The organism is Streptomyces sp. Tu 3180 (genome assembly GCF_009852415.1).
Classification (GTDB): Bacteria; Actinomycetota; Actinomycetes; order Streptomycetales; family Streptomycetaceae; genus Streptomyces.
Genome location: NZ_WOXS01000002.1, coordinates 7,960,789 through 7,983,060, shown reverse-complemented (window position 1 = coordinate 7,983,060; position 22,272 = coordinate 7,960,789). Strand labels below are relative to the sequence as shown.

The 22,272-nt window shown below is 72.3% G+C and carries 20 protein-coding genes and 1 pseudogene; 8 read left to right on the top strand and 13 right to left on the bottom strand.

From position 1 onward, the window contains the following. The first annotated feature begins 21 nt into the window (after positions 1–21). On the top strand, positions 22–1,938 hold the full coding sequence (locus GL259_RS35915) for an AMP-dependent synthetase/ligase (protein ID WP_159537792.1): 1,917 nt from the start codon (positions 22–24) through the stop codon (positions 1,936–1,938). Positions 1,939–2,023: 85 nt separating this feature from the next. Here GL259_RS35915 and GL259_RS35910 read toward each other — a convergent pair whose 3' ends face one another. Then, the gene (locus GL259_RS35910) at positions 2,024–2,344 is read right to left on the bottom strand and encodes a DUF2795 domain-containing protein (RefSeq protein ID WP_159537790.1); all 321 of its coding nucleotides are present in this window, start codon (positions 2,342–2,344) and stop codon (positions 2,024–2,026) included. A gap of 294 nt (positions 2,345–2,638) precedes the next feature. Between GL259_RS35910 and GL259_RS35905 the strand changes: the two genes are divergently transcribed. Then, complete coding sequence (locus tag GL259_RS35905; RefSeq protein WP_159537788.1) at positions 2,639–3,454, top strand: SAM-dependent methyltransferase; 816 nt, start codon at positions 2,639–2,641, stop codon at positions 3,452–3,454. A 108-nt stretch (positions 3,455–3,562) separates the two neighbouring features. On the opposite strand, the gene GL259_RS39155 is transcribed toward GL259_RS35905, so the two are convergent. The 6 genes from GL259_RS39155 to GL259_RS35880 form a co-directional block, all read right to left on the bottom strand. Beyond that, on the bottom strand, positions 3,563–3,841 hold the full coding sequence (locus GL259_RS39155; protein WP_243762490.1) for a hypothetical protein: 279 nt from the start codon (positions 3,839–3,841) through the stop codon (positions 3,563–3,565). Beyond that, the gene (locus tag GL259_RS35900) at positions 3,828–4,073 is read right to left on the bottom strand and encodes a DUF6400 family protein (RefSeq protein ID WP_159537786.1); all 246 of its coding nucleotides are present in this window, start codon (positions 4,071–4,073) and stop codon (positions 3,828–3,830) included. The genes GL259_RS39155 and GL259_RS35900 overlap by 14 nt, the downstream gene beginning before the upstream one ends. A gap of 53 nt (positions 4,074–4,126) precedes the next feature. Beyond that, on the bottom strand, positions 4,127–5,317 hold the full coding sequence (locus tag GL259_RS35895) for a GDSL-type esterase/lipase family protein (protein ID WP_159537785.1): 1,191 nt from the start codon (positions 5,315–5,317) through the stop codon (positions 4,127–4,129). A gap of 71 nt (positions 5,318–5,388) precedes the next feature. Continuing rightward, on the bottom strand, positions 5,389–5,958 hold the full coding sequence (locus GL259_RS35890) for a TetR/AcrR family transcriptional regulator (protein WP_159537783.1): 570 nt from the start codon (positions 5,956–5,958) through the stop codon (positions 5,389–5,391). A 113-nt stretch (positions 5,959–6,071) separates the two neighbouring features. Next, a complete protein-coding gene (locus GL259_RS35885) occupies positions 6,072–7,277 on the bottom strand; it encodes a glycoside hydrolase family 64 protein (RefSeq protein ID WP_159537781.1) in 1,206 nt (401 codons plus the stop codon). Positions 7,278–7,403: 126 nt separating this feature from the next. Then, the gene (locus GL259_RS35880; protein ID WP_159537779.1) at positions 7,404–8,252 is read right to left on the bottom strand and encodes a GntR family transcriptional regulator; all 849 of its coding nucleotides are present in this window, start codon (positions 8,250–8,252) and stop codon (positions 7,404–7,406) included. Positions 8,253–8,558: 306 nt separating this feature from the next. Here GL259_RS35880 and GL259_RS35875 point away from each other — a divergent pair, with 306 nt between their 5' ends. The 4 genes from GL259_RS35875 to GL259_RS35860 all read left to right on the top strand — a co-directional run bounded on the left by GL259_RS35875 (position 8,559) and on the right by GL259_RS35860 (position 12,706). After that, on the top strand, positions 8,559–9,983 hold the full coding sequence (locus GL259_RS35875; RefSeq protein ID WP_159537777.1) for a cellulose binding domain-containing protein: 1,425 nt from the start codon (positions 8,559–8,561) through the stop codon (positions 9,981–9,983). Between the two features lie 194 nt (positions 9,984–10,177). Then, positions 10,178–10,600 (top strand): DUF6003 family protein, encoded by a 423-nt coding sequence (locus GL259_RS35870; RefSeq protein WP_159537775.1) that lies wholly within the window; start codon positions 10,178–10,180, stop codon positions 10,598–10,600. Between the two features lie 76 nt (positions 10,601–10,676). Further along, positions 10,677–11,429, top strand: a complete 753-nt coding sequence (locus GL259_RS35865) for an IclR family transcriptional regulator C-terminal domain-containing protein (protein ID WP_159537773.1) — start codon at positions 10,677–10,679, stop codon at positions 11,427–11,429. Positions 11,430–11,527: 98 nt separating this feature from the next. Next, complete coding sequence (locus GL259_RS35860; protein ID WP_208026562.1) at positions 11,528–12,706, top strand: PP2C family protein-serine/threonine phosphatase; 1,179 nt, start codon at positions 11,528–11,530, stop codon at positions 12,704–12,706. A gap of 91 nt (positions 12,707–12,797) precedes the next feature. Here GL259_RS35860 and GL259_RS35855 read toward each other — a convergent pair whose 3' ends face one another. The 4 genes and pseudogenes from GL259_RS35855 to GL259_RS35840 form a co-directional block, all read right to left on the bottom strand. Further along, positions 12,798–14,177 (bottom strand): GH1 family beta-glucosidase, encoded by a 1,380-nt coding sequence (locus GL259_RS35855; protein ID WP_159537771.1) that lies wholly within the window; start codon positions 14,175–14,177, stop codon positions 12,798–12,800. 31 nt (positions 14,178–14,208) lie between these two features. Continuing rightward, positions 14,209–15,036 (bottom strand): carbohydrate ABC transporter permease, encoded by an 828-nt coding sequence (locus GL259_RS35850; RefSeq protein ID WP_159537769.1) that lies wholly within the window; start codon positions 15,034–15,036, stop codon positions 14,209–14,211. 5 nt (positions 15,037–15,041) lie between these two features. Continuing rightward, positions 15,042–15,994 (bottom strand): annotated as a pseudogene (locus GL259_RS35845) (sugar ABC transporter permease). Between the two features lie 11 nt (positions 15,995–16,005). Continuing rightward, positions 16,006–17,232: a sugar ABC transporter substrate-binding protein gene (locus tag GL259_RS35840; protein ID WP_166461607.1), complete on the bottom strand. Its 1,227-nt coding sequence runs from the start codon at positions 17,230–17,232 to the stop codon at positions 16,006–16,008. A 327-nt stretch (positions 17,233–17,559) separates the two neighbouring features. On the opposite strand from GL259_RS35840, the gene yicI reads away from it, so the two are divergent. Next, positions 17,560–19,830 carry an alpha-xylosidase gene (gene yicI / locus GL259_RS35835; protein WP_159537765.1) on the top strand — a complete coding sequence of 757 codons (2,271 nt, stop codon included), beginning with the start codon at positions 17,560–17,562 and terminating at the stop codon, positions 19,828–19,830. Positions 19,831–19,849: 19 nt separating this feature from the next. Here yicI and ppk2 read toward each other — a convergent pair whose 3' ends face one another. Continuing rightward, a complete protein-coding gene (gene ppk2, locus GL259_RS35830) occupies positions 19,850–20,797 on the bottom strand; it encodes a polyphosphate kinase 2 (protein ID WP_159539227.1) in 948 nt (315 codons plus the stop codon). A gap of 266 nt (positions 20,798–21,063) precedes the next feature. Here ppk2 and GL259_RS35825 point away from each other — a divergent pair, with 266 nt between their 5' ends. After that, positions 21,064–21,858 carry an SDR family oxidoreductase gene (locus tag GL259_RS35825; protein WP_159537763.1) on the top strand — a complete coding sequence of 265 codons (795 nt, stop codon included), beginning with the start codon at positions 21,064–21,066 and terminating at the stop codon, positions 21,856–21,858. Between the two features lie 89 nt (positions 21,859–21,947). Here the strand turns inward: GL259_RS35825 and GL259_RS35820 are convergent, their stop codons facing one another. Then, positions 21,948–22,265 (bottom strand): SCO5918 family protein, encoded by a 318-nt coding sequence (locus GL259_RS35820; protein ID WP_159537761.1) that lies wholly within the window; start codon positions 22,263–22,265, stop codon positions 21,948–21,950. Positions 22,266–22,272: the final 7 nt, after the last annotated feature.

Here is a 22,272-nt window from a genome sequence, read left to right as displayed (position 1 = left end):
CAGCCGCGACCGGGAGCCGTCATGGGCGTACGCAAGGACCTGAAACGAGCGAAACGACGCACCGGCCTGGCGCGCCGCACCCGGGTCGAGATCACCGGGGACGAGCACGGCGTCGTCCGCGAGGCCCGGGCGGCGGCCCTCGTCCCACGGCCCACCAGCGGCAGCACGGCCGACATCCCCTTCACCAACGCCGCCGAGGCGCCGGACGCGGTCGTCCTGCGCCGGGAGCGGCAGGGCCGTTGGCAGCCGGTCACGGCGGCGGCCTTCGCCCGGGAGGTCACCGCCGTGGCCAAGGGGCTGATCGCCGCCGGTCTCGCGCCGGGCGAGCGGGTGGCCGTGATGTCCCGCACCCGTTACGAGTGGACCGTCCTGGACTTCGCGATCTGGTCCGCCGGCGGCCAGAGCGTCCCGGTGTACCCCACCTCCTCCGCGGACCAGGTGGAGTGGATCGTCCGTGACTCCGGCGCCCGGTACGTCGTCACCGAGACCCCGGACAACACCGCCACCGTCACCGCCGCCACCGCCGCCCACTCCGCTCCCCCGCGCGTCTGGGAACTGGACGCGGACGCCCTCGCCGACCTCACCGCGCTCGGCCGGGACGTCCCCGACGAGGAGGTCGCCCGGCGCCGCGGCGCCCTGACCCCCGACACGACCGCCACCCTCTGCTACACCTCCGGCACCACCGGACGCCCCAAGGGCTGCGTCCTCACCCACGGCAACCTGCACGCCGAGGCGGCCAACACCGTCGAACTGCTGCACCCCGTCTTCAAGGAGGTCACCGGCCAGGCCGCCTCCACGCTGCTCTTCCTCCCGCTCGCCCACATCCTCGGCCGCACCCTGCAGATCTCCTGCCTGATGGCGCGCATCGAGACCGGCCACTGCCCGAGCATCAAGCCCGACGAGCTCCGCCCCGCGCTGAAGGCGTTCCGTCCGACCTTCGTCGTGGGCGTCCCGTACCTCTTCGAGAAGATCCACGACACCGGCCGCGCCACCGCCGAGAAGATCGGCCGCGGCTCCTCCTTCGAGCGCGCCCACCGCGTCGCCGTCCGCTTCGGCGAGGCCCACCTGAACCGGTTCCTGGGCCGCGGCAAGGGCCCCGGCCCCGGCCTGTACGCCGCCTGGGCCCTCTACGACCTGCTGGTCTACCGCCGCGTGCGCAAGGAACTCGGCGGGCGCCTGCGCTACGCCATCAGCGGCGGCTCGCCCCTGGAGCGCGACCTCAACCTCTTCTTCTACGCGGCCGGGGTCATGGTCTACGAGGGCTACGGCCTGACCGAGACCACCGCCGCCGCCACCATCGTCCCGCCGCTGGGCCCGCGCCCCGGCACGGTCGGCCTTCCGGTCCCGGGCACCGCGGTCCGCATCGCCGCCGACGGCGAGGTCCGGATCAGGGGCGGCATCGTCTTCGGGGGCTACTGGAACGACCCGGCCGCCACGGACGAGGTGCTCGGCGACGGCTGGTTCTCCACCGGAGACCTCGGCTCCCTCGACCAGGACGGCTACCTCACCATCACCGGCCGCAAGAAGGACATCCTCGTCACGACCGGCGGCAAGAACGTCTCCCCGGCCGTCCTGGAGGACCGCCTGCGCAGCCGCCCGCCCGTCGGCCAGTGCCTCGTCGTCGGTGACAACCGCCCCTTCGTCGCCGCGCTGATCACCCTGGACCCCGAGACGGTCGCCCACTGGCTGGCGGTCCGCGGGATGCCCGCCGACACCCCGATGTCCGACATCGTGCGCGACCCGCGGATGCGCGCCGACGTCCAGAAGGCCGTCGACTACGCCAACCAGGCCGTCTCCCGCGCCGAGTCCATCCGCGCCTTCAGCCTCCTCGAAGGCGAGTTCACCGAGGACAACGGACTGCTGACCCCCTCGCTCAAGGTCAAGCGGCGCGCGGCGCAGGAGGCGTACGCCAAGGAGATCGAGGCGCTCTACTCCTGATCCCCGCCCCGGCGCGCCGAAAGGGGCGGGGCTCGCCGACCGGATCGGCGGCCCCGCCCGGCGCGTCCTCCTCGCCGGGCCGTCCTCAGCGGTCCAGTTCCTCCTCGATCGGCGGCTTCGGCACGTCGCGCAGGTGCTGCGACTGCCCCTGCTTGCCACCCGCACGCGCCTGCTCGGCGCGCTGCGCGGGAGACGTCCCGAGGTCGGAGGCGGGGTCCACGCGCACCGACCGGGCCACCTCCTCACGGTTGGCGTAGCTCTCGGGCGGAATGCCGCGGAGCGCCGCGACGGCCTCGTCCGAGGCGCCGGCCTCGCGGGCCGCGCGGATCAGTTCGTCCTTGCCCGCGGGGAAGTGGGCGTCCTTGACGGCGTCCACCACTTCGCGTGCGCTCGTGGTGCGGGACATGAGTACTTCTCCCGGTCCTGGCTCGACGGTTTCGGGTCGGACACCGGGTAACCTCCCGGGCCCGGGTTATCACATGCCGGACTTCCGTCCCTCCCGTCCGCCCGGGTCGCCGCCGGCCCGGTGATCGCCTCCGGTGGCCGGGAGCGCGACCGGGGCCGCCGGGAAGCGGGGCCGCCGCACGTCCCCGGCGGACCGGCCGCCACGGCACCGGGGGGCGCGCGGGGAGTCGCCGCGGTCAATTCCGGTCGGTAGGTTGCCGGTTGGCAACCCACTGTCCGAACGGGAGCGCATCGCATGTCCGACACCCCTGGTACCACCGGACCGGCCGACAGGATCAGGACCGACCAGCCGCACACGGCGCGCATCTGGAACTACTGGCTGGGCGGCAAGGACAACTACGAGGTCGACCGGAGGGTGGGGGAGCAGATCCGCGCCCTGCACCCCGGCATCGGTGAGTACGCCCGCGCGGACCGGGGGTTCCTCGGCCGTGCGGTCGGGCACCTGGCGGCCGAGTGCGGCATACGGCAGTTCCTCGACATCGGCACCGGCCTGCCCAGCGCCGACAACACCCACGAGGTCGCCCAGCGGTTCGCCCCCGAGTCCCGCGTCGTCTACGTCGACAACGACCCGACCGTCCTCGCCCACGCCGCGGACCTGCTCTCCGGCTCGCCCGAGGGCCACACGGCCTACCTGGACGAGGACCTGCGCGATGTCGACACCGTCCTGGAGCGGGCCGGGCAGTCCCTGGACCTCCGCCGGCCCGTGGCCCTGATCCTGCTCGGCGTGGTGATCTTCATCGAGGACGACGAAGAGGCGTACGGGATCGTGCGGCGCCTGATGGACGCCCTGCCGGCGGGCAGTCACCTGGTGCTGTCCCACACCGTCACGCGGCCCGGCATGCCCGACGTCGACGCCGCGGTGGCCTTCTGGAACGAACACGGCACCCCGCGGCTGACCCAGCGCAGTCCCGAGGCCGTGGCCGCGTTCTTCGACGGGCTCGAACTCCTCGAGCCCGGTGTGGTCTCCTGCAACCGCTGGCGCCCCGGTCCCGGTGGTGCCGGGCCGGTCGAGGACGTCGCCATGTTCGGCGGGGTGGCGCGCAAGCGGTGACCTCCGGCCGGGCGGCGGCCGACGGGGCCGTGCACGCCGTCGGCACGACGAGGCACCCCGGGCCTGCCGGCGCGGTCGCCGGGCCGGAGCGACCCGCACAGGGCCGCGCTACGGCCCCGGGGAGCCGTCCGGTGTTCCCCCGGGACCGATCCGGTGGGCCGGGCCCGGTCCCCGGGTGGCGCCGAAGCCCGTCTCGTGCGACCAGACGTGGGTGCACGACGGGCACTGCAGGTGGAGCAGGCTGCCCGTGTGGGAGAGCAGGTAGCGCCAGTGCCCGGAGCAGGTGCGCCCCTGCTCGCACGTGGCACACCCGCGGCGGTCGTCGCAGTTCGGGCACGCCACCCAGGCCCGGCCCCCGGTCCCGGCGTGCGGGTCAAGGGGCAGCACGGCCGTCCCCGTCTCCCGGAAGCACACCGGCCGAGACCAGCTCGTCGTAGATGCGCTGCTGCTCCGCGTCGAGGCCCGAGTACAGCAGCCGGTGGGCCTCCTCCTCGCCGCGCAGCGCCGCCACGGGATCCCAGTCGGGGCCGAGTGCGGCCAGGACGTGGGTCCGGCGGAGCATCTCATGGGCGCTCAGGTCGACGGAGAAAACGGTCGGTGACGGGTCACGGGGGGACATGCCGTCGAACTTGGGTACGCCTTCTCCGCTTCGACAAGGGCAGGTGGGAGAGGTCACACGGCGGACGGCGGGGAGAGCGGGCCGCCGTTCGCGAAGGCCAGGGCGGCGAAGCGCTCGCCGATGCGCCGGTGGGTGGCCGCGTCGGGGTGGATGCCGTCGGGCAGGGGCAGCTCGGCGAAGTCCGCCTCGCCGTAGAGGGCCCGGCCGTCGAGGTGGTGCAGGTTCGGGTCGTCGGCGGCCCGCTGTGTCACGATCCGGCGCAGCTCGTCCCGGACGGTGGTGAGCGTCAGCTTGCCGTCGGCCCGCCCGGCCGGATCGCCCGCGGCCCGGAACCGGAGCCTGCCCTCGGCGAGGCTGCCGGGGTCGGGGAGGCTCGGACCGGGCGTGTCCTCGTGGATGGGGCACAGCAGGGGCGAGACGACCAGCAGCGGGGTGGTGGGGTGGCCCTCGCGGAGGGTGTCGAGGAAGCCGTGGACGGCCGGGGTGAAGGCGCGCAGCCGCATCAGGTCGGTGTTGACGAGGTTGATGCCGATCTTGACGCTGATCAGGTCGGCGGGCGTGTCGCGCATGGCCCGCGCCGTGAACGGGTCGAGCAGGGCGCTGCCGCCCAGTCCCAGGTTGACCGGTTCCACGCCGCCCAGGGCCGCGGCGAGCGCGGGCCAGGTGGTGGTGGGGCTCTCCGCGCCGGACCCGTGGCTGATGGAACTGCCGTGGTGCAGCCACACGGCGCGCTCCGGCTCGGGTGCGGGCTCGACGGGCGCGTCGGTGCGCAGCGCGACGAGTTCGGTGGTCTCGTCGTGCGGCAGCCAGATCTCGACGGTCTTGTCGTGCCCGGGCAGGCGGGTGAAGCGGAGGGTGCCCACGGGGCCGGGCCGGGCGTCGAACGTTCCGCTGCTCATGTCGATGAACAGTGTGTTGCCGCCGGCCACGGTCCCCCGGCCCGCGGGGCGGCCGTCGACGAGCAGGTCGTACACGCCGTCCGGGCGTGGCGGGGCCCCCGCGTAGACCCGCTTGGTGGGCAGCGTGTCCAGTTCGACGGCGGTCGCCCGGGTGCGGAAGACGAGCCTCACGCCGGAGGGCTGGGACTCGGCCATCGCGAGCTGCCCGTCGGCACACTGGGCGCGGGCCCGGGCGGGCAGCCGGTGCGGCAGGACCCCGTGCGCGGTGTGCTCCAGCTCGAGGGCGCCGCGCAGGATGCCGGGGGTGACGGGGGTGGTGATCCAGGTGTGCTCGTGGTCGCGCATGGGCCGGCCTGTCTGTGGTTCGGAGCGGGGTGCCCGGTCGGGCCCCGGAGGTGTCCGGGGCGGGTCTGCCGTCAGGGGGCGGGCCAGTTGCGCAACAGGGCGTCGAGGGCGTCGAGGACGCGCGACCAGGTCTCCTGCGAGTCGGGGGCGCTGTGACTGAACCCGCCTCCCGCCTCGAGACTGATGTAGCCGTGGAAGACGCTGCCCAGCAGCCGTACCGCGTGCGTCCGGTCCGGCTCGCCCAGGTCGTAGCCGCGCAGGACCGCCCGCGTCATCTGGGCGTGCCGCACGCCCGCGCTGGCCGCGGCCGCCTCCGGGGCGAGCCGGAACCGGGTTGCGGCGTAGCGGCCGGGGTGCTCCCTGGCGTAGTCCCGGTACACGTTGGCGAGGGCGGCCAGCGCGTCCTTGCCGGCCCGCCCGGCCAGCGCGTCGGCGGCCCGGTCCGCGAGTTCCTCCAGGGCGAGCAGCGCGATCCTGGTCCTGAGGTCCTGCGAGTTCTTCACGTGGGAGTACAGGCTGGCCACCTTGACGTCGAAGCGTCTGGCGAGCTCCGAGACGGTCACCTGCTCGAACCCCACCTCGTCGGCGAGATCGGCCCCCGCCCGGGTCAGGCGTTCCGCGGTCAGTCCTGCGCGTGCCACAACCGTCCTCCCTGTAGACGAAGACGATTATGCATCCACCTAATACCTTTAGGCAAATGGTCATCGCTTTTCGGAACCGTCGACCGGGCGGGGGATCAGGCGGATCGGGGGGGTCAGCTGAAGGGGTCGAGCGTGAGGTGGGCCTGGCGCGGGTTTCCGTCGTGGACGAGCGACTCGTGGTGGCCCACGTCGTCGAAGGCGAAGGCGTAGGCCTTCCCGTCGGCCATCTGCGCGTGGACCGCCCGGGCGTAGTGGTTGGTGACGGCGTCCCGGTAGAAGTCGGCCGCGCCGGAGTCGGGTTGATTCGGGTTGACCAGGAGCGTGGAGCGGTTGAATCCGGCGCACAGGGTGCGTGAGATGGGGCCGCGCACCTGGTCGTTCGGCGCGTCCAGCCTCCTGTGACAGCCGAAGACGGAGGAGGCGTCCGGCTTCTGGAAGCTGGTGACGACGGCGCCCGCGCCGTTGGTGAAGTTCATGACGTCACCGGAGACCCGGCCGTAGTACTTGACGCCCGGCTGGTCGGCGAAGGGCGTGACCGTCAGGGTCGTGGTGGCGTACTTCCGCCAGACGCGGTTGACGTAGTCGTCCATGACCGACGCGGGCAGGGCGCCGGTCTCCACTCCGTACAGCGGCGACAGCGCGCGCAGCACGGTGCCGTCGGAGCGGGTCTGGATCAGGCCGGCCCAGCCTCCGGGCTGCCCCCGGAGCGCGTTGAAGAACCCGTTGTAGCCGCCGGGCCTGAGCCGGCCGGTGCTCGCCGTGCTGCCGTCGGCGCGCTGCACTCCCACCGAGTAGGGCGCCGAGAACATGTCGACCTGTGTGCTGTTGAGCCACAGGCCGGAGTCGTTCAGCGTGTACTCCGACCAGTTGAACAGGATGTTGCGGTTGGGGTCCGCCGGGTTCTGCACGGCGGGCTGCACCAGGCCGCCGGTGGTCAGCCTGAACACCAGCTTCTGGCCGTAGGAGAAGTAGATGCGGCCGGAGAACTTCGGGATGCGGATGGCCGCGGACTGCCCCGGCGCCGGACCGGGTATCGCCGCGTCGGGCGCGGGGGTCGGCGGATTACCGCCCGCGGGCCAGGGATGGAACGTGCCGTTCGCGTCGGCCCAGCCCTGCCGGCCGGTCGACAGCTGGGTGCCGAGGTTGTACACGTACACCTGCTCGCCGCGGCCCGAGTTGTTGGTGATCCTCAGGGGGACGGTGTCGGGGACCGCGGCCTGGGCGGGGGACGACACACCGGTGGCGAGCAGCGAGCCGCCGAGCACCGTGGCGATGCTCAACCCCGCAGCCGCGAACCGGTGTTTGAGTGTGCGCAGCATGCTCCTTCTCCGTTCGACGTTGGCCGGGAACCGTTCTGAGAGCGCTCTCAGAGCGTCCTGCTTTGATATGAACCTGTCAACGGTTTGAGAGCCTGTTGTTCCGGATTCACGTACCGCGGCGGCCGGTCAGCCTCCGTTCCGCTGCACCACACCCCGGGTCGAGAGGGCGACGGGGGCGCCGGAGGCGAAGTCGCCCGGCGGAATGCCCGGATGGTGCCCCTCCGCGGGCCTCGGGCGCACGGCTGCCGGACCCAGCGTGAGCCGCGAGACGATCCGGTAGCGGTCGCCCCGGTAGAGGGAGTGCACGTACTCGACCGGGCGGTCGTCGGCGTCGGTGGTGAGGCGCTCGAACAGCAGGGCGGGCGAGAGCTCGGGCACGTCGAGGAGATCCGCCTCCGCGCGGGTCACCACGGTGGGTTCGATGGACTGCACCGCCTCACCGACCTGCACGCCGTGCCGGTCCCGGAAGTGCTCGTACAGATCGCCCTGCTCCAGCTCCTCGCCGGTCAGGTCCGGTACGAGGTCCGCCGGGACGTGAAGGTGCTCGATGGCCATCGGCGAGCCGTCGACCAGCCGGAGGCGGGCCACGTAACGGATCCGCGCCGCGGGCGACATGCGGAGCCTGCGGCCGATCCGGGCACCGGCCGGCAGGGTACGGGACTCCAGGACCCTGCTGGTCCACACGCCGCCGGCCGGAGGCAGCGTGAAGGAGTTCCGCTCCGAGACCAGTTCCTGGGTGATCTTCTCGGCCGCCACGAACATGCCGCGGCCGTGTTCGCGCACCAGCAGTCCCGCGACGACGAGTTCGTCCACCGCGGCGCGCAGCGTGGGGCGCGAGACGCCGAGCCGGGCGCACAGGCTGCGTTCCGAGGGAATGGCGTCACCGGGGCGCCGGGCCTCGATGAGCTCGAGGATCGCGTCGCGGACGCGTTCCCGCTTGAGCACGGCGCCCGAAGCGGCGGGATCGATCTCCATGCGGGTCTCTCGTTCGTCATCGGTCAGGGGCGGACCGTCGGACCACTGGTACGGCTTCGACCCTAGCTGGTCCGCTCACCGGGGGAAGCCGTCACCGGTCGTCAAACCCCGGTGGTGCGGGGAGGGTTGACGACCACATTGGTCTATGCCACCTTCTCTCGACACCGACTGGTAAAGCCACGGTGGGCAACTGGTCAGTTCCCGGGACCGGGCGGGCCCGCCGTGAGCTCCTGGCGTGCGACAGCCCTCACGCACGCCGTACCGACGGTCCACCGTGCGCCACCCCCACAGCGAAAGGCAACACGGATGAGCACTCGTCCCACCGGCCGCCGCACCCGCGCGGCACTCGCACTCACCGCTCTGCTCGGCGGCGCGGCCCTGACCGGCCTCCCCGCCACCACCGCCGCCGCCGCGGACGGCGCCGTCAGCGTGCAGTACCGCACCAGCGCGGGCGGAGCCACGGCCGACCAGAGCGAGCCCTGGTTCAAGGTCCGCAACTCCGGTTCCGTCCCCGTGCAGTTGAGCCAGGTGAAGATCCGGTACTACTTCAAGGCCGACTCCCCGGACGCCACGTACCGCTTCGCCTGTTCCTGGGCGGTCAAGGGCTGCTCCGTCATCACCGGCACGTTCGGGACGCTCGCCCGTCCCACCGCGACGGCCGACCGCTACCTGGAGATCGGGTTCACCCCCTCCGCCGGCTCACTGGCCCCGGGCGCCGACACCGGGGACATGCAACTGCGCTTCCACCGGTCCACCTGGCAGACGCTCAGGCAGAGCGACGACTACTCCTTCGGCGGCAGCCAGACCGCGTACGCCGACTGGAACAAGGTCACCGCCCAGCTCGCCGGCGCCACGGTGTGGGGCACCGCACCCGAGGGCAACGATCCCACCGATCCGACCGACCCCACCGACCCGCCGGGCGGCGGCCAGACCTTGTTCGACGACTTCGACTACACCTCGCACACGGACCCCGCGATCGCCGCGCACGGCTGGAGCGTGCGCTCCGACTCCGGTGGCCCGGGCGTGCCCGGCGCGACCTGGGATCCGTCCAAGGTCACCTTCAGCGCCTCGGGCGGCAACTCGGTGATGGACCTGGAGACCTCGACCGCCGGCACCGGCGCCTCCACCACGCACACCGAGGTCCTCACCCGGAGCATGAAGTTCAAGAACGGCACCTACGCCGCCCGCGTCAGGTTCTCCGACGCCCCCGCGTACGGCCCCGACGGCGACCGCGTCGTCCAGACCTTCTTCACCATCAACGACCTCAAGGCCCCGATGGCCGACGACTACGCCGAGTACGACTTCGAGTACCTGCCCAACGGAGGCTGGGGCGAGCCGTCCAACATCCTGTACACGACCTCCTGGGAGACCTACAATCCCGACCCCTGGCAGGCCGTCAACCAGCACAGCGAGAGCCGGCGCAGCTTCGCCGGCTGGCACGACCTCGTCGTCACCATCGACGACAACGCCATCACCTACTACGTCGACGGGCAGCACTTCGGCACGCACGACGCCGCGTACCTGCCCGAGCGCCCGATGTCGATCAACTTCAACCAGTGGCTGATCGACCTCGACGGCCAGACGTCGGCCACGCCCCGCGCCTACCACCAGCAGGTCGACTACGTGCTGCACGTCAAGGACCAGGTCCTCACCCCGGCCGAGGTCGGCGCGAGGATCGCCGCGTACCGCGACGCCGGCACGTCCTTCGTGGACGAGGTTCCCGTCCCGTGACGGGCTGATCCCCGCCCCTTTCCCCGGCTCGCCGGCCGGGGCCCTCGCCGCGGGCCCCGGCCTCGGCCGGACGGGTGACGCCGTCACCGCCCCCGGGGACCCCGTTCGGGGAGGACACGCGGTGGGAGCGCCCTCACGGGGTAAGAGGAGCTGCGATCAGCGACCGCTTCTTCGTGAGGAAGGGACATCCGAACATGACCGACGACGCCTACCTGGTCCTGCTCGACCACGCGGACGGGCCGCTCGGCGTCCCCCCGGCGGCCGTGGGAGAACTCGCCTGCATGGACACCCCGGCGGTGCGGGCCTGGCTCGACGCGCAGGGTGTCACCGCCGCCTCCCCCCGCCTGCGTCTGCTCCCGCCCGAGGAGACGGCGGCCGTCCCCGAGGGCGCCGAACGTCTCCCCGTCCCGCTCGGCGCCGAGGAGCTGAGCCGTCTGCGCGGCGAGCTCGCTCCCCCGGCCCTGGCGCGGGTGGAGGAGGAACTGCTGGCCTACCGGTCCTGCACGCACGGCCGGGACGAGCTGCTGACGCGGGCGCTGGCCGCCGGGGTGCCGGCCCACCGGATCGCGGAACTGACCGGTGAGGACCTCGTGACCGTGAAGGCGGCGGCCCGCTGAACACCGGGGGCGTCCGGCCGCGCGGCGGGGGCCTCCTGCCCTTGCCTGCGGGGGACGCCTGGCGCAGGCTGGTCACATGGGTGCGGGTCCGACCCTCATCACCTCCGTGCAGCGCGCCTTCCGCCTGCTGGAGGCGGTGAGCGCGCACGAGAACGGCGCGCCGGCCAAGCAGCTGGCGCGTGAGACGGAGCTTCCCCTGGCCACGGCCTACCACCTGTTGCGCACCCTGGTGCACGACGGGTACCTGCGCAAACTGGACGACGGCGGGTTCGTGCTGGGCGACAGGCTGCGGACGCTGCACACGGCGGGGCGCGGGCAGGCGCTGCTCAGCCGGGTCCGGCCGGCGCTCGCCGCGCTGCGGGACGAGCTCTCGACCGCCGCCTACCTCACCTTCTACGAGGACGGCGAGATCCGGGTCTGCGAGATCGTCGACGGCCCCCGCACGCCCCGGGCCGATCTCTGGGTGGGTTTCGAGGACGCCGGGCACGCCACCGCGCTGGGCAAGTCCGTGCTGCGGGAGCTGGACGACGAGGCGCGCAAGGAGTACCTCTCCCGGCACCCCCTCAACGACCTCACCCCCCGGACGATCACCACGGCCACGGAGCTGATCCGCCGGCTGGAGTCCGCCCCGCTGGCCCCGGCGGTCACGGACCTGGAGGAGTACTCCCTCGGGACCGTCTGCGTCGCGGTGCCCGTCTACAGCGGGCGGACCCTGGGCTCGCTCGGGGTGTCCATGCAGGTGGACCGGCTGTCCCAGCTCGAGGAGATCCGCGAACGGCTGCTTCCGGCCGCGGGCCGTGTGACCCGGGGCCTCTCGCTCACTATCTGAAAAGCACACCCTTGTGACGTTCGCGACGATCCTTTTTCCTGAAAAGGCAGACATTTCAGGAGCGCATGCCGCGCAAAGGTGAGGACAGCGGACGACACATGAGTCACGCCCCACGGCAAGGACGCGACCATTGGCGGATACGGCGGTACAGGCGGAGGACGGAACACGCGGCATCGCCCCGGACGCGGGCCCTCGCGCACCTGGCCGCCGGCACGCCCGCACTGTCCCTGCTGATCATCTGCGTCATCGTGCTCGTCGACCTCGCCGGCGGGACGGGGAAGGTCTGGCTGCCGCTGCTCGCCACCGCGCCCGCGCTGGCGGCGGCCACCAGCGGGCCGCGCGGGGTCCTCGGGGTCGGTTTCTTCGCCGCGCTCCTGGGCGCGGCGATCGGCGTCCGTCACGGTGTGCCGGCGTCGGCGCTGACCGTCGTGCTCGCCGCCCTGGTGGCCGTCGCCCTGGCGGGCACGCTCGCCAGTGCCCTGCGCGCACGCCGCGAGCGGGTGCTGGCGGCCGTCCGCTCCGTCGCGGAGACCGCGCAGCACGCCCTGCTCGCGCCGCTCCCCGGGACCGTCGGCCCGTTCCAGGTGGCCGTCCACTACAGCGCCGCCGCGGCGGAGGCCAGGATCGGCGGTGACCTCTACGCGCTGATCCCGACCCCCCACGGGGTCCGGCTGATCGTCGGCGACGTGCGCGGCAAGGGCCTTCCGGCCGTGGGGACCGCCGCCCTCGTGCTCGGGGTCTTCCGGGAGGCCGCCCACGACGAGCCCGATCTGCTGGACGTCGTCTGCCGGATCGAACGGAGCCTGGCGCGCAACCTGGGGGCCGACGACTTCGTCACCGCCGTGGTCGCCGGATATCCGGAGCCCGGGCGCCTGGAGGTGGTCAACTGCGGGCACGCGCCTCCCCTGCTGGTCCGCGGCTGCGACGTGACGGCCGTGGATCCCGTCCGCCCGGCGCCGCCCCTGGGACTGCGGGCGCTGTCGGGCGAGACCCCGAGCCTCCAGGTGCTGGCGTTCGACGAGGGGGACCAGCTGCTGCTCTACACCGACGGCGTCACGGAGGCCCGCGACGAGGACCGTGAGTTCTACCCGCTCGCCGAAGGCCTGGCCCGGCATCTGTGCGACGAGCCGGCCCGCACCCTCGCGGCGCTGCACGAGGAGCTGCTGACGCACGTGGGCGGCCGGCTCCACGACGACGCGGCGCTGCTCCTGCTCCGCAAGCCCGCCGCCGTTCCCGGGGCGGCCGACGCGCGGTCGGTGCGGTCCGCCGCGCGGTGAGCCGGACGGCGCGGCCCGGCGGGCACGGGTGACCGGCGGCGCCTTCGACGACCGGGAAGGCGCCGCGCGCCCCGGGGAGCCCCGGGGCGCGTCAGGTCCGCTGGGCGGCGATCATGCGCCGGTACCAGTGGTAGCTGTCCTTCGGGATGCGCCGCTGGGTGGCGTAGTCGACCCGGACGATCCCGAAGCGCTTGTCGTAGCCGAAGGCCCACTCGAAGTTGTCGAGCAGCGACCACACGTAGTAGCCGCGCACGTCCACACCCGCCTCGATCGCGGCCCGCAGCGCGGTGAGGTGGTCGCGCAGGTACCGCACGCGGTCCGTGTCGTGCACGGCGCCGTCCGCGCTCACCTCGTCGTCCTCGGCGGAGCCGTTCTCGGTGATGTGGATCGGCGGCAGGGCGTCGCCGTACTGCTCCTTCAGGTCCACCAGGAGGTCGGTGAAGGTGTCCGGGGCCACCGGCCAGCCCATCGCGGTGTGGCGGACGCCGGGCATCCCCGCTTCGGCGTACCGGTTGTCGGTCGCCACGCGCAGGGCCGGGTCGCTCCCGCGGTACGGGGCGTCGGCGACGACGATCGGGCGGTAGTAGTTGATGCCGAGGAAGTCCAGCGGCTGGTGGATCAGTTCCAGGTCGCCGTCGCGGCGGAAGTCCTGTCCGGTGATCAGCTCGCCCCAGGTGTCCTCCTCGGTGTCCGGGTAGCGCCCGGCGAGGATCGGCTCCGTCCACACCAGGTTGTGCAGGGTGTCGGCGCGCACGACGGCCGCCCGGTCGGCGGCGGAGTCGGTCGCGGGCAGGTGGTGGTCGAGGTTGAGGGTGATGCCGGCCTCGCGGACCCCGGCGGCCCGCAGCGCCTGGACGGCCAGTCCGTGGCCGACGAGCAGGTGGTGGGCCGCGGCCAGGGCGCCGCGGCCCTCCCGCGCTCCCGGGGCGTGCCGTCCGACGGAGTAGCCGAGGAAGGCGCTGCACCACGGCTCGTTGAGGGTGATCCAGCGGGGCACGCGGTCGGCGAGGCGGTCGGCGACGACGGCCGTGTACTCGGCGAACCGCTCCGCGGTCTCCCGCACCCGCCAGCCGCCGCGGTCCTCCAGGGCCTGCGGGAGGTCCCAGTGGTAGAGGGTGACGGCCGGTTCGATCCCGGCGGCGAGGAGTTCGTCGACCAGGCGGGAGTAGAAGTCCAGGCCCTTGGGGTTCACCGGTCCGGTGCCGTCGGGCACGACGCGCGGCCAGGCGACGGAGAAGCGGTACGAGCCGACGCCGAGGTCGCGCAGCAGGGCCACGTCCTCGGGGTAGCGGTGGTAGTGGTCGCAGGCGACGTCACCGGTGTCGCCGCCCGCGACCAGGCCGGGGGTGTGGCTGTAGGTGTCCCAGATCGACGGGCCGCGGCCGTCCTCGCGCGCCGCGCCCTCGATCTGGTACGAGGCGGTCGCGGCGCCGAAGACGAAGCCGGGCGGGAAATCGGGAAAGTCACTCATGCTGGTGCCTCCTCGAGGCGTCGTGCGGTGATCACTTGACGGACCCCCCGGTGATGCCGGCGGCGATGTACTTCTGGGCGAGGACGAGCAGGATCGCCGCCGGCACGGCGGAGAGCACGGACGCGGCCATCACCGAGCCCCAGTCGCCGACGTGGGCCCCGATGTACTGGTAGATGCCCAGGGTGATCGGCTTGACGTCGTCCGTGGTGTTCAGGGTGAGCGCGAACATGAAGTCGCTCCACGAGAACAGGAACGCGAACAGGCCGGAGGTGATCAGGGAGTTGCGGCTCATCGGGAGGACCACCCGCAGGAACACCCGGACCGGGCCGGCGCCGTCGATCTCGGCGGCCTCGACGACCTCGCCCGGGATGGACACCATGAACGAGCGCATGAGCACGATGGAGAAGGGGATGCCGAGCGAGGCGTCCGCGAGCATCAGGCCGAAGTAGGAGTTCACCAGGCCCAGGTCGACGTACGAGTTGTAGAGGGCGTTGGCGATGACGATGCCCGGCACCATCTGCGTGATCAGGGTGCCGAACACGATCGTGCGCGAGCCGCGCAGACCGAACCGGGCCAGCCCGTACGCCGCCGGGGCGGAGACGGCCAGGCAGATGGCGACGGCGCCGAAGGAGACCACCAGCGAGGTCAGCAGGTGGCCGCCCTGGTCGTCGAGGGCCTTGGAGAACCCGGACAGGTCGAGGCTGCCGGGCACCGGGTCGACCTGGAGCAGGCCCGACTCGGGCTGGAGCGCGGTGTTGAGCATCCAGTACAGCGGGAAGAGCATCACGCCGAGGACGAGCACACCGGCGACGGTGGAGCCCCAGCGGCGCCGGGACGCGGTGGGTGCGTGGGCGGCCATGTCGGTCACTTCCCCTCGGTGCGGTTGGCCCGCAGGTAGAACACCGCGAACACCGCGGAGATGAGGATGAGCACGTTGCCGACGACCGCGCCGGCGCCGAAGTCCAGTTCCACGAAGGAGTTCTGGTAGGTGAGCGTGCCCAGGGTCTGGGTGGCGTCGGCGGGGCCGCCGTCGGTGAGGGCGAGGATCAGGTCGAGGATCTTGACCGTCGACATGAAGCCGAGCACGAGGACGACCGTGATCACCGGCCTGAGCAGCGGCAGGGTGACGGAGCGGAAGGTCCGCCAGGCCGAGGCGCCGTCCAGGGAGGCCGCCTCGTACAGCTCCCCGGGTATCTCCTGGAGTCCGCCGTAGAGGATGACCATGTTGAACGGGACGCCGATCCAGATATTGACCAGGACCACCGAGAGCAGGGCCATGTCGGGGCTGGTCAGCCACGGGGTGCTGCCGTCCAGGCCGAGTGCGCCCAGGAAGGTGTTCAGCACGCCGGTGTCCTGGTCGAGGATGCGGCGCCACACGATCCCGGACACCACCATGGGCACCAGCCAGGGCAGCAGGATCAGCGACCGCAGGACGCCGTTCAGGGGAACCTGCGGTTGAAGAAGACGGCGAGGGCGAGGCCGATGCAGAACTGGCCGAGCAGGGAGCCGGCGGTGAAGACGAGGGTGTGCCACAGGGCCTTGCCGAACAGGACGTCCTGGAAGACGGACGACCAGTTGTCGGTGCCGTTGAAGGGGGCCTCGCCGGTGAAGAACGTCTTCGGCGTGTAGTGCTGGAAGCTCATCACGACGTTGCGGACGAGCGGGTAGCCGAAGAACAGCAGCATGAAGACGACGGCGGGGGCGACGAAGCCCCACCGGGCGATCCCGCGGCGCAGGCGCTGCCGGGCCGGGTCCGGCGCTGCGGCCTTCCCGGGGGTCCGCGCGGACGCCGGGGCGGTGACGGTGGACGTGGTCATGGGCGCGTACCTCAGTTCCCGCTCGTCGCGCGCTGCTGGGCGCGCTTCAGGGCGGCCTCGCTGGACTGGCCGGTCAGGGCGGACTGGAAGGCGCTCTGCAGGGCGAGCGACACGCCCGACCAGCCGGCGCCGAGCTGGGCGGTGCGGGACCGGGCGGCGGCGACCTGGTCGGCCAGCGCGTCCAGCTCGGGCACCCGCTCGCGCCACTTCGCGGCGGCCTTCTCGTTGGCCGGGACCATCCAGCTGTTCAGGGCGTAGGTGAGCTGTTCCTCCTCGCCCGCCAGACAGGCGACGATCCGGCCGGCCGTCCTCTCGCGCTCCGTGTCACCGGTGCGGGGCACGGTGAGCACCGCGCCGCCGAGCGGTCCCACCGACTCGGCGCCCGCCTCGGGGACGGGGATCTGCGCGATCTCCCAGTGCAGCGACTTCTCGGTGTTGAGGGTCTCGACCTGCCACGGGCCGTTGATCATCATCGCGGCGTTCCCGGCCATGAACTGGTCGTTCACATCGGCCTGCGTCCAGTTGACCGTGGACTTGGACAGCGACCCGTCCTGGAGCAGCGCCTTCCAGTAGTCGAGCGCCTCGACGACCTGCGGGCTGTCGAGGTCCGTCTCGTCACCGCCGTTGGACCACATGAACGGCGTGAACTGGAAGACGCCGTCCTCGGCGCCGCCCGCGCTGAGCGCCAGGCCGTACCGGTTGCCCTCGGTGAGCCTCTTCGCCGTCCGGCGCAGCTCGTCCCAGGTGGTGGGCACCCGCACGCCCGCCTCGTCCAGGATGTCCTTGTTGTAGAAGAGCGCGAGGGTGTTCACGGAGCGGGCCGCGCCGTAGTACGTGCCCTCGTAGGAGCCGAAGTCGACGATGCCCTCGGGGATGCCGTCGGTGGCGAGACCCAGGGTGCGCAGGTCGACGAGCCCGCCGGCGTCGGCGAAGGTCGGCATCTCGGAGGCGTCGAACTGCACGATGTCCGGCAGCGACTTCGACGAGGCCATGCGCAGCGCCTTCGTCATCACCTGGGACGCGGGGACGCTCTGCTGCTCGACGGTCACGCCCAGCCGCTTGCCGCAGCGGGCCATCGCCTCGGCGTCCCAGCGGTGGTAGGTCTCGTCGGTCGAGGAGTTCAGCACGGTGTACACGTCGTCGTCGCGTTGCTGTGCGCAGCCGGCCAGCGCCGCCGAGGAGATCAGGACGGAGACGGCGGCGAACGACGTGGCGGCTCTGCGCGCGCGTCCGCGCATGTGACGTGCGGCAACCGGAGGGTGTGCGGTCACGGTGGGTGCCCTTGCGTGGGACCGGCTCGGCGTGCGCCGGGCCGGTGGCTCTTTCGGGAAGATGGTGAAGCGCTTCGACACAGGGCGGCTCTTGCCTGGGTGTTGCTCGGCGCTGCACCGGGTGTAATTTGTTTTGCCCGATTACTAATACGCCAGCGGGAGCCGGTCGCGCTAGACCCCCGGCCGTACGATCTGCTTGCGCCAGGGCGTGACAGGTTCTGCTGCTCCTGTCATAGTTCCTGGTCAGAGGCTCCCACTCGCGCCTCTGCCGCCCTCCCCCCTCCGAGGAAGACCATGAAGTTCACCGACGGTTTCTGGCGCATCCGTGAGGGTGTCCAGATCTCGTACGCCACTGAAGTGCGTGATGTGCGCTCCGAATCGAAGCGCTTCACCGGTTACGCCGCCGTGAGGAAAGTGACCCGCAGGGGTGACACGCTCAACGCGCCGCTCCTCACGGTCGAGTGCTTCTCCCCCGCCGAGGGCGTCATCGGCGTCCGGGTCACCCACCACGCGGGCAAGCGGCGTCCGGGCCCCGACTTCGCCCTCACCGGCGCGGCGGACGGCGCGGGGACGGTGCGCCGGGACGGCAGCGTCACCGAGCTGACCAGCGGCCCGCTGACCCTCCGCCTCGACGGGGCCGGTCCCTTCGCCCTCTCCTTCCACGACGCGGACGGACGCGAGCTGACCCGTGCCGGCGCCAAGAGCACCGCCTTCGCCACCACCGGCGAGGGAGCGCACCACGTGCTGAGCCGGCTGGCGCTCGGCGTCGGCGAGCAGATCTACGGCCTGGGCGAGCGCTTCACCCCGTTCGTCAAGAACGGCCAGACCGTGGACGTCTGGCAGGCCGACGGCGGCACGAGCAGCGAGCAGGCCTACAAGAACGTGCCGTTCTACCTCTCCTCCCGCGGCTACGGCGTCTTCGTCAACCACCCCGGCGCCGTCTCCTTCGAGATCGGCTCCGAGTCCGTCGGCCAGGTCCAGTTCAGCGTCGAGGACCAGTCGCTGGAGTACTACGTCGTCGCCGGCCCCACCCCGAAGGACGTCCTCACCCGTTACACGGCCCTGACCGGACGCCCGGCCCTCCCGCCCGCCTGGTCCTTCGGCCTGTGGCTCAGCACCTCCTTCACCACGTCCTACGACGAACGGACGGTGACCTCGTTCGTCGACGGCATGGCCGAGCGCGGCATCCCGCTGTCGGTGTTCCACTTCGACTGCTTCTGGATGCGCGAGTACCAGTGGTGCGACTTCCGGTGGGACCCCGACGTCTTCCCCGACCCGGACGGCATGCTGGCCCGGCTGAAGGAGAAGGGCCTGCGGATCAGCGTCTGGATCAACCCCTACATCGCCCAGAAGTCCCCGCTCTTCGACGAGGCCGCCGCCCTCGGGCACCTGGTGCGCCGCCCGGACGGCGACGTGTGGCAGTGGGACCTGTGGCAGGCCGGCATGGGACTGGTCGACTTCACCAGTCCCGACGCCCGCGCCTGGTTCCAGTCGAAGCTCAAGCCGCTGCTCGACCAGGGGGTGGACTGCTTCAAGACGGACTTCGGCGAGCGCATCCCCACCGATGTCGTCTGGCACGACGGCTCCGACCCCGAACGGATGCACAACTACTACACCCACCTGTACAACCGGACGGTGTTCGAGCTCCTGGAGAAGGAGCGCGGGCAGGGCGAGGCGGTGCTCTTCGCCCGGTCCGCGACCGCGGGCGGACAGCAGTACCCCGTGCACTGGGGCGGTGACTGCTGGTCGTCCTTCGAGGCGATGGCCGAGTCGCTCAGGGGCGGTCTGTCCCTGTCCCTGAGCGGATTCGGCTTCTGGAGCCACGACATCGGCGGCTTCGAGGGCACGCCCGACCCCACGGTGTTCAAGCGCTGGCTCGCCTTCGGTCTGCTGTCCTCCCACAGCCGGCTGCACGGCTCCTCGTCCTACCGGGTGCCGTGGGAGTTCGGCGACGAGGCGGTCGACGTCGCCCGGCGGTTCACCCTGCTCAAGCACCGCCTCATGCCGTACCTGTACGGCGCCGCCGTCGAGGCCCACCGCACGGGCGTCCCGATGATGCGGCCCATGGTGCTGGAGTTCCCGCGCGACCCGGCCTGCCGTCCCCTGGACCGCCAGTACATGCTGGGCTCCGACCTCCTCGTCACTCCGGTGTTCAGCGAGGACGGCGAGGTGGAGGTCTACCTGCCGGAGGGCACCTGGACCCACCTGCTCAGCGGCGAACGGGTCACCGGCCCGCGGTGGCGCACCGAACGGCACGCGTTCGACAGCCTTCCGCTCTACGTCCGCGAGGGCGCCGTGCTGCCGCTGGCCGGCGACGACGCGCGGCCCGACGGCGACTGGCTGGACGCGCCGGTCCTGCTCGTGCACCCCCCGGCCGCGCCCGACTACGCGGCCGAGGTCACCGTGCCGGACACGGCGGGGCTGCCGGCCGCGACGTTCCGCGTCCGGCGGGACGGCGACGTCCTGCGGGTCACGGCGTCCGGGACCGACCGCCCGTTCACGGTGCGCGTCGCCGGCGGGGCGGAGGTCCGGGGCGCGGGCGAGGTGGCGCTGCCCCTGGGGTGACCGGGCGGCGGGCCGGTGGTCACCTGGTGTCCGGGTGGCTGCCCGGGCCGTGACCGGGACCGGCGAGGGGGGTCGGCGAGAGGACCGCGGGTTCCTCGCCGGCCTCCAGCAGGGTGTCCGCCGCGCCCACGATCAACGGGTCCGGCTTGCCCAGCGCCCCATGGTCCTTCGCCGGGTAGTCGCAGCGGTCGAGGAGGCTGCGCATCGCCTCGAGCCGGCCCCGGCGCTTGTCGTTGTTCTTCACGACCGTCCACGGCGCGTGCGGGGTGTCGGTCGCGCGGAACATCTCGACCTTGGCGGTGGTGTAGTCGTCCCAGCGGTCGAGCGAGGCCAGGTCCATGGGGGACAGTTTCCAGCGCCGCACCGGATCGACCTGGCGGATCGCGAACCGGGTGCGCTGCTCGGCCCGGGACACGGAGAACCAGAACTTCACCAGCATGATGCCGTCGTCGGTGAGCAGCCGCTCGAACATCGGCGCCTGTTCGAGGAACAGGCGGTACTCGTCCTCCGTGCAGAAGCCCATGACCCGCTCGACCCCCGCCCGGTTGTACCAGGAGCGGTCGAAGAAGACGATCTCGCCGCAGGCCGGCAGATGGGCGACGTAGCGCTGGAAGTACCACTGCCCCGCCTCCCGCTCGGTCGGCTTCTCCAGGGCCACCACGCGGGCGCCGCGGGGGTTCAGTCGTTCCATGAACCTCTGGATGGTGCCGCCCTTGCCGGCCGCGTCCCGTCCCTCGCAGACCACCACGATCCGCTGACCGGTGTCCTTCACCCACCGCTGCATCTTCAGCAGTTCGATCTGCAGGATCCGCTTCGTCCTGTCGTACTCCGCCCTGCGGATCCTGCGGTCGTAGGGGTGGTTCTCCCGCCATGTCTCGATCGGGGCACCGTCGGCGTCGAGGAGGACGGGGCGCTCCGGGCGCCGGTCGTCCACCTCCAGCCCTCGGAGCAGATCGTCCTCGGTCATGTTGCCGTGGGTCCGTTCGGTCTCCGTCCGGACCTCCGGCGCTCCCGTGTGTTCGGCCGTCACGTCGTCTCCCGTTTCTCCGCCCGCTCCGGATGGACCGGGTGACCGGGTCTCACCGGTCATCGTGTACGTGCCCCGAGTGCGCTACAAGAAGCCTATGCCTCCCGGACGGTTCGGGGCGTTCCGTCCGGGAACCGGAGGGAGGGGCACCCGCGGACGAGCGGCGTGCGCGGGCAGACCGGGTACGGGCGGAAGGGACGCACGACGTGCAGATCGATCTGAGGGGCCGCACCGCGCTGGTCACCGGTTCCACCCAGGGCATCGGTGCGGCGATCGCCACCGGGCTCGCGCGGGCGGGCGCCCGGGTCGCGGTCAACGGGCGCTCGGCCGAGCGCGTGCGGGACAGCGCCGCCGCTCTCGAGCGGGAGGTGCCCGGCGCCGAGGTGGTGCCGGTCGCCGCGGACGTGACCACCGAGGCCGGCGCCGGGCAGGTGGCCGAAGCCCTGCCCCGGGTGGACATCCTCGTCAACAACCTCGGCGTCTTCGGGGCCGCGGACCCGCTGGAGATCACCGACGAGGAGTGGCGGCGCTACTTCGAGGTGAACGTCCTGGCCGCCGTCCGGCTGACCCGGCTCTTCCTGCCGGGGATGAGCGACCGCGGCTGGGGGCGCGTCCAGTACATCGCCAGCGACTCGGCGATCGTCACTCCCGCCGAGATGATCCACTACGGGATGTCCAAGACGGCGCTGCTCGCCGTGAGCCGCGGGTTCGCCAAGCAGGCCGCGGGCACGGGTGTCACGGTGAACTCGGTCATCGCCGGCCCCACCCACACCGGAGGGGTGGAGGACTTCGTGTACGAGCTGGTGGACCGTGAGCTTCCGTGGGACGAGGCGCAACGCGCCTTCATGCGCGAGCACCGGCCGCAGTCGCTGCTGCAGCGGCTGATCGAGCCCGAGGAGATCGCCCACATGGTCGTCTACCTCAGCTCCGACCAGGCCTCCGCGACGACCGGTGGGGCCCTGCGCGTGGACGGCGGTTACGTCGACGCGATCCTGCCCTGACCCCGTGGCCGCCCGTCGCGGCCCGGTCGGCGCGGCGACCGGACGGGGCGGCGGTGCCGGTCGTGACGACGGGGGCGGGGCGCCCTGCCTCAGCCCTGCCGGGGGGCCGGGCCGCCCAGCAGTTCCGCTGCCGCCTCGAGCGGGGAGAGGTGGCGCACGGGCGCGGCGGCCTCGGGGTGGGCGTGACAGGTGAAGCCGAGGCGGGTCATGGCCCGGACGACTTCGCCGCTCGTGAAGTCGCGGCGGTCCTGCCGGGTGACGACCTGCCCCACCTGCTTGGCGGGGTAGCGGCGGCGGCCGATGGTCACGGACTCGCCCGTGACCGGTTCGGGCGTGACGCCCTTCATCGACTCCAGGACTCCGGCCTTGGTCAGGTCGAACGGGTAGCGGGCGATGACACAGCGCATGGTGCCT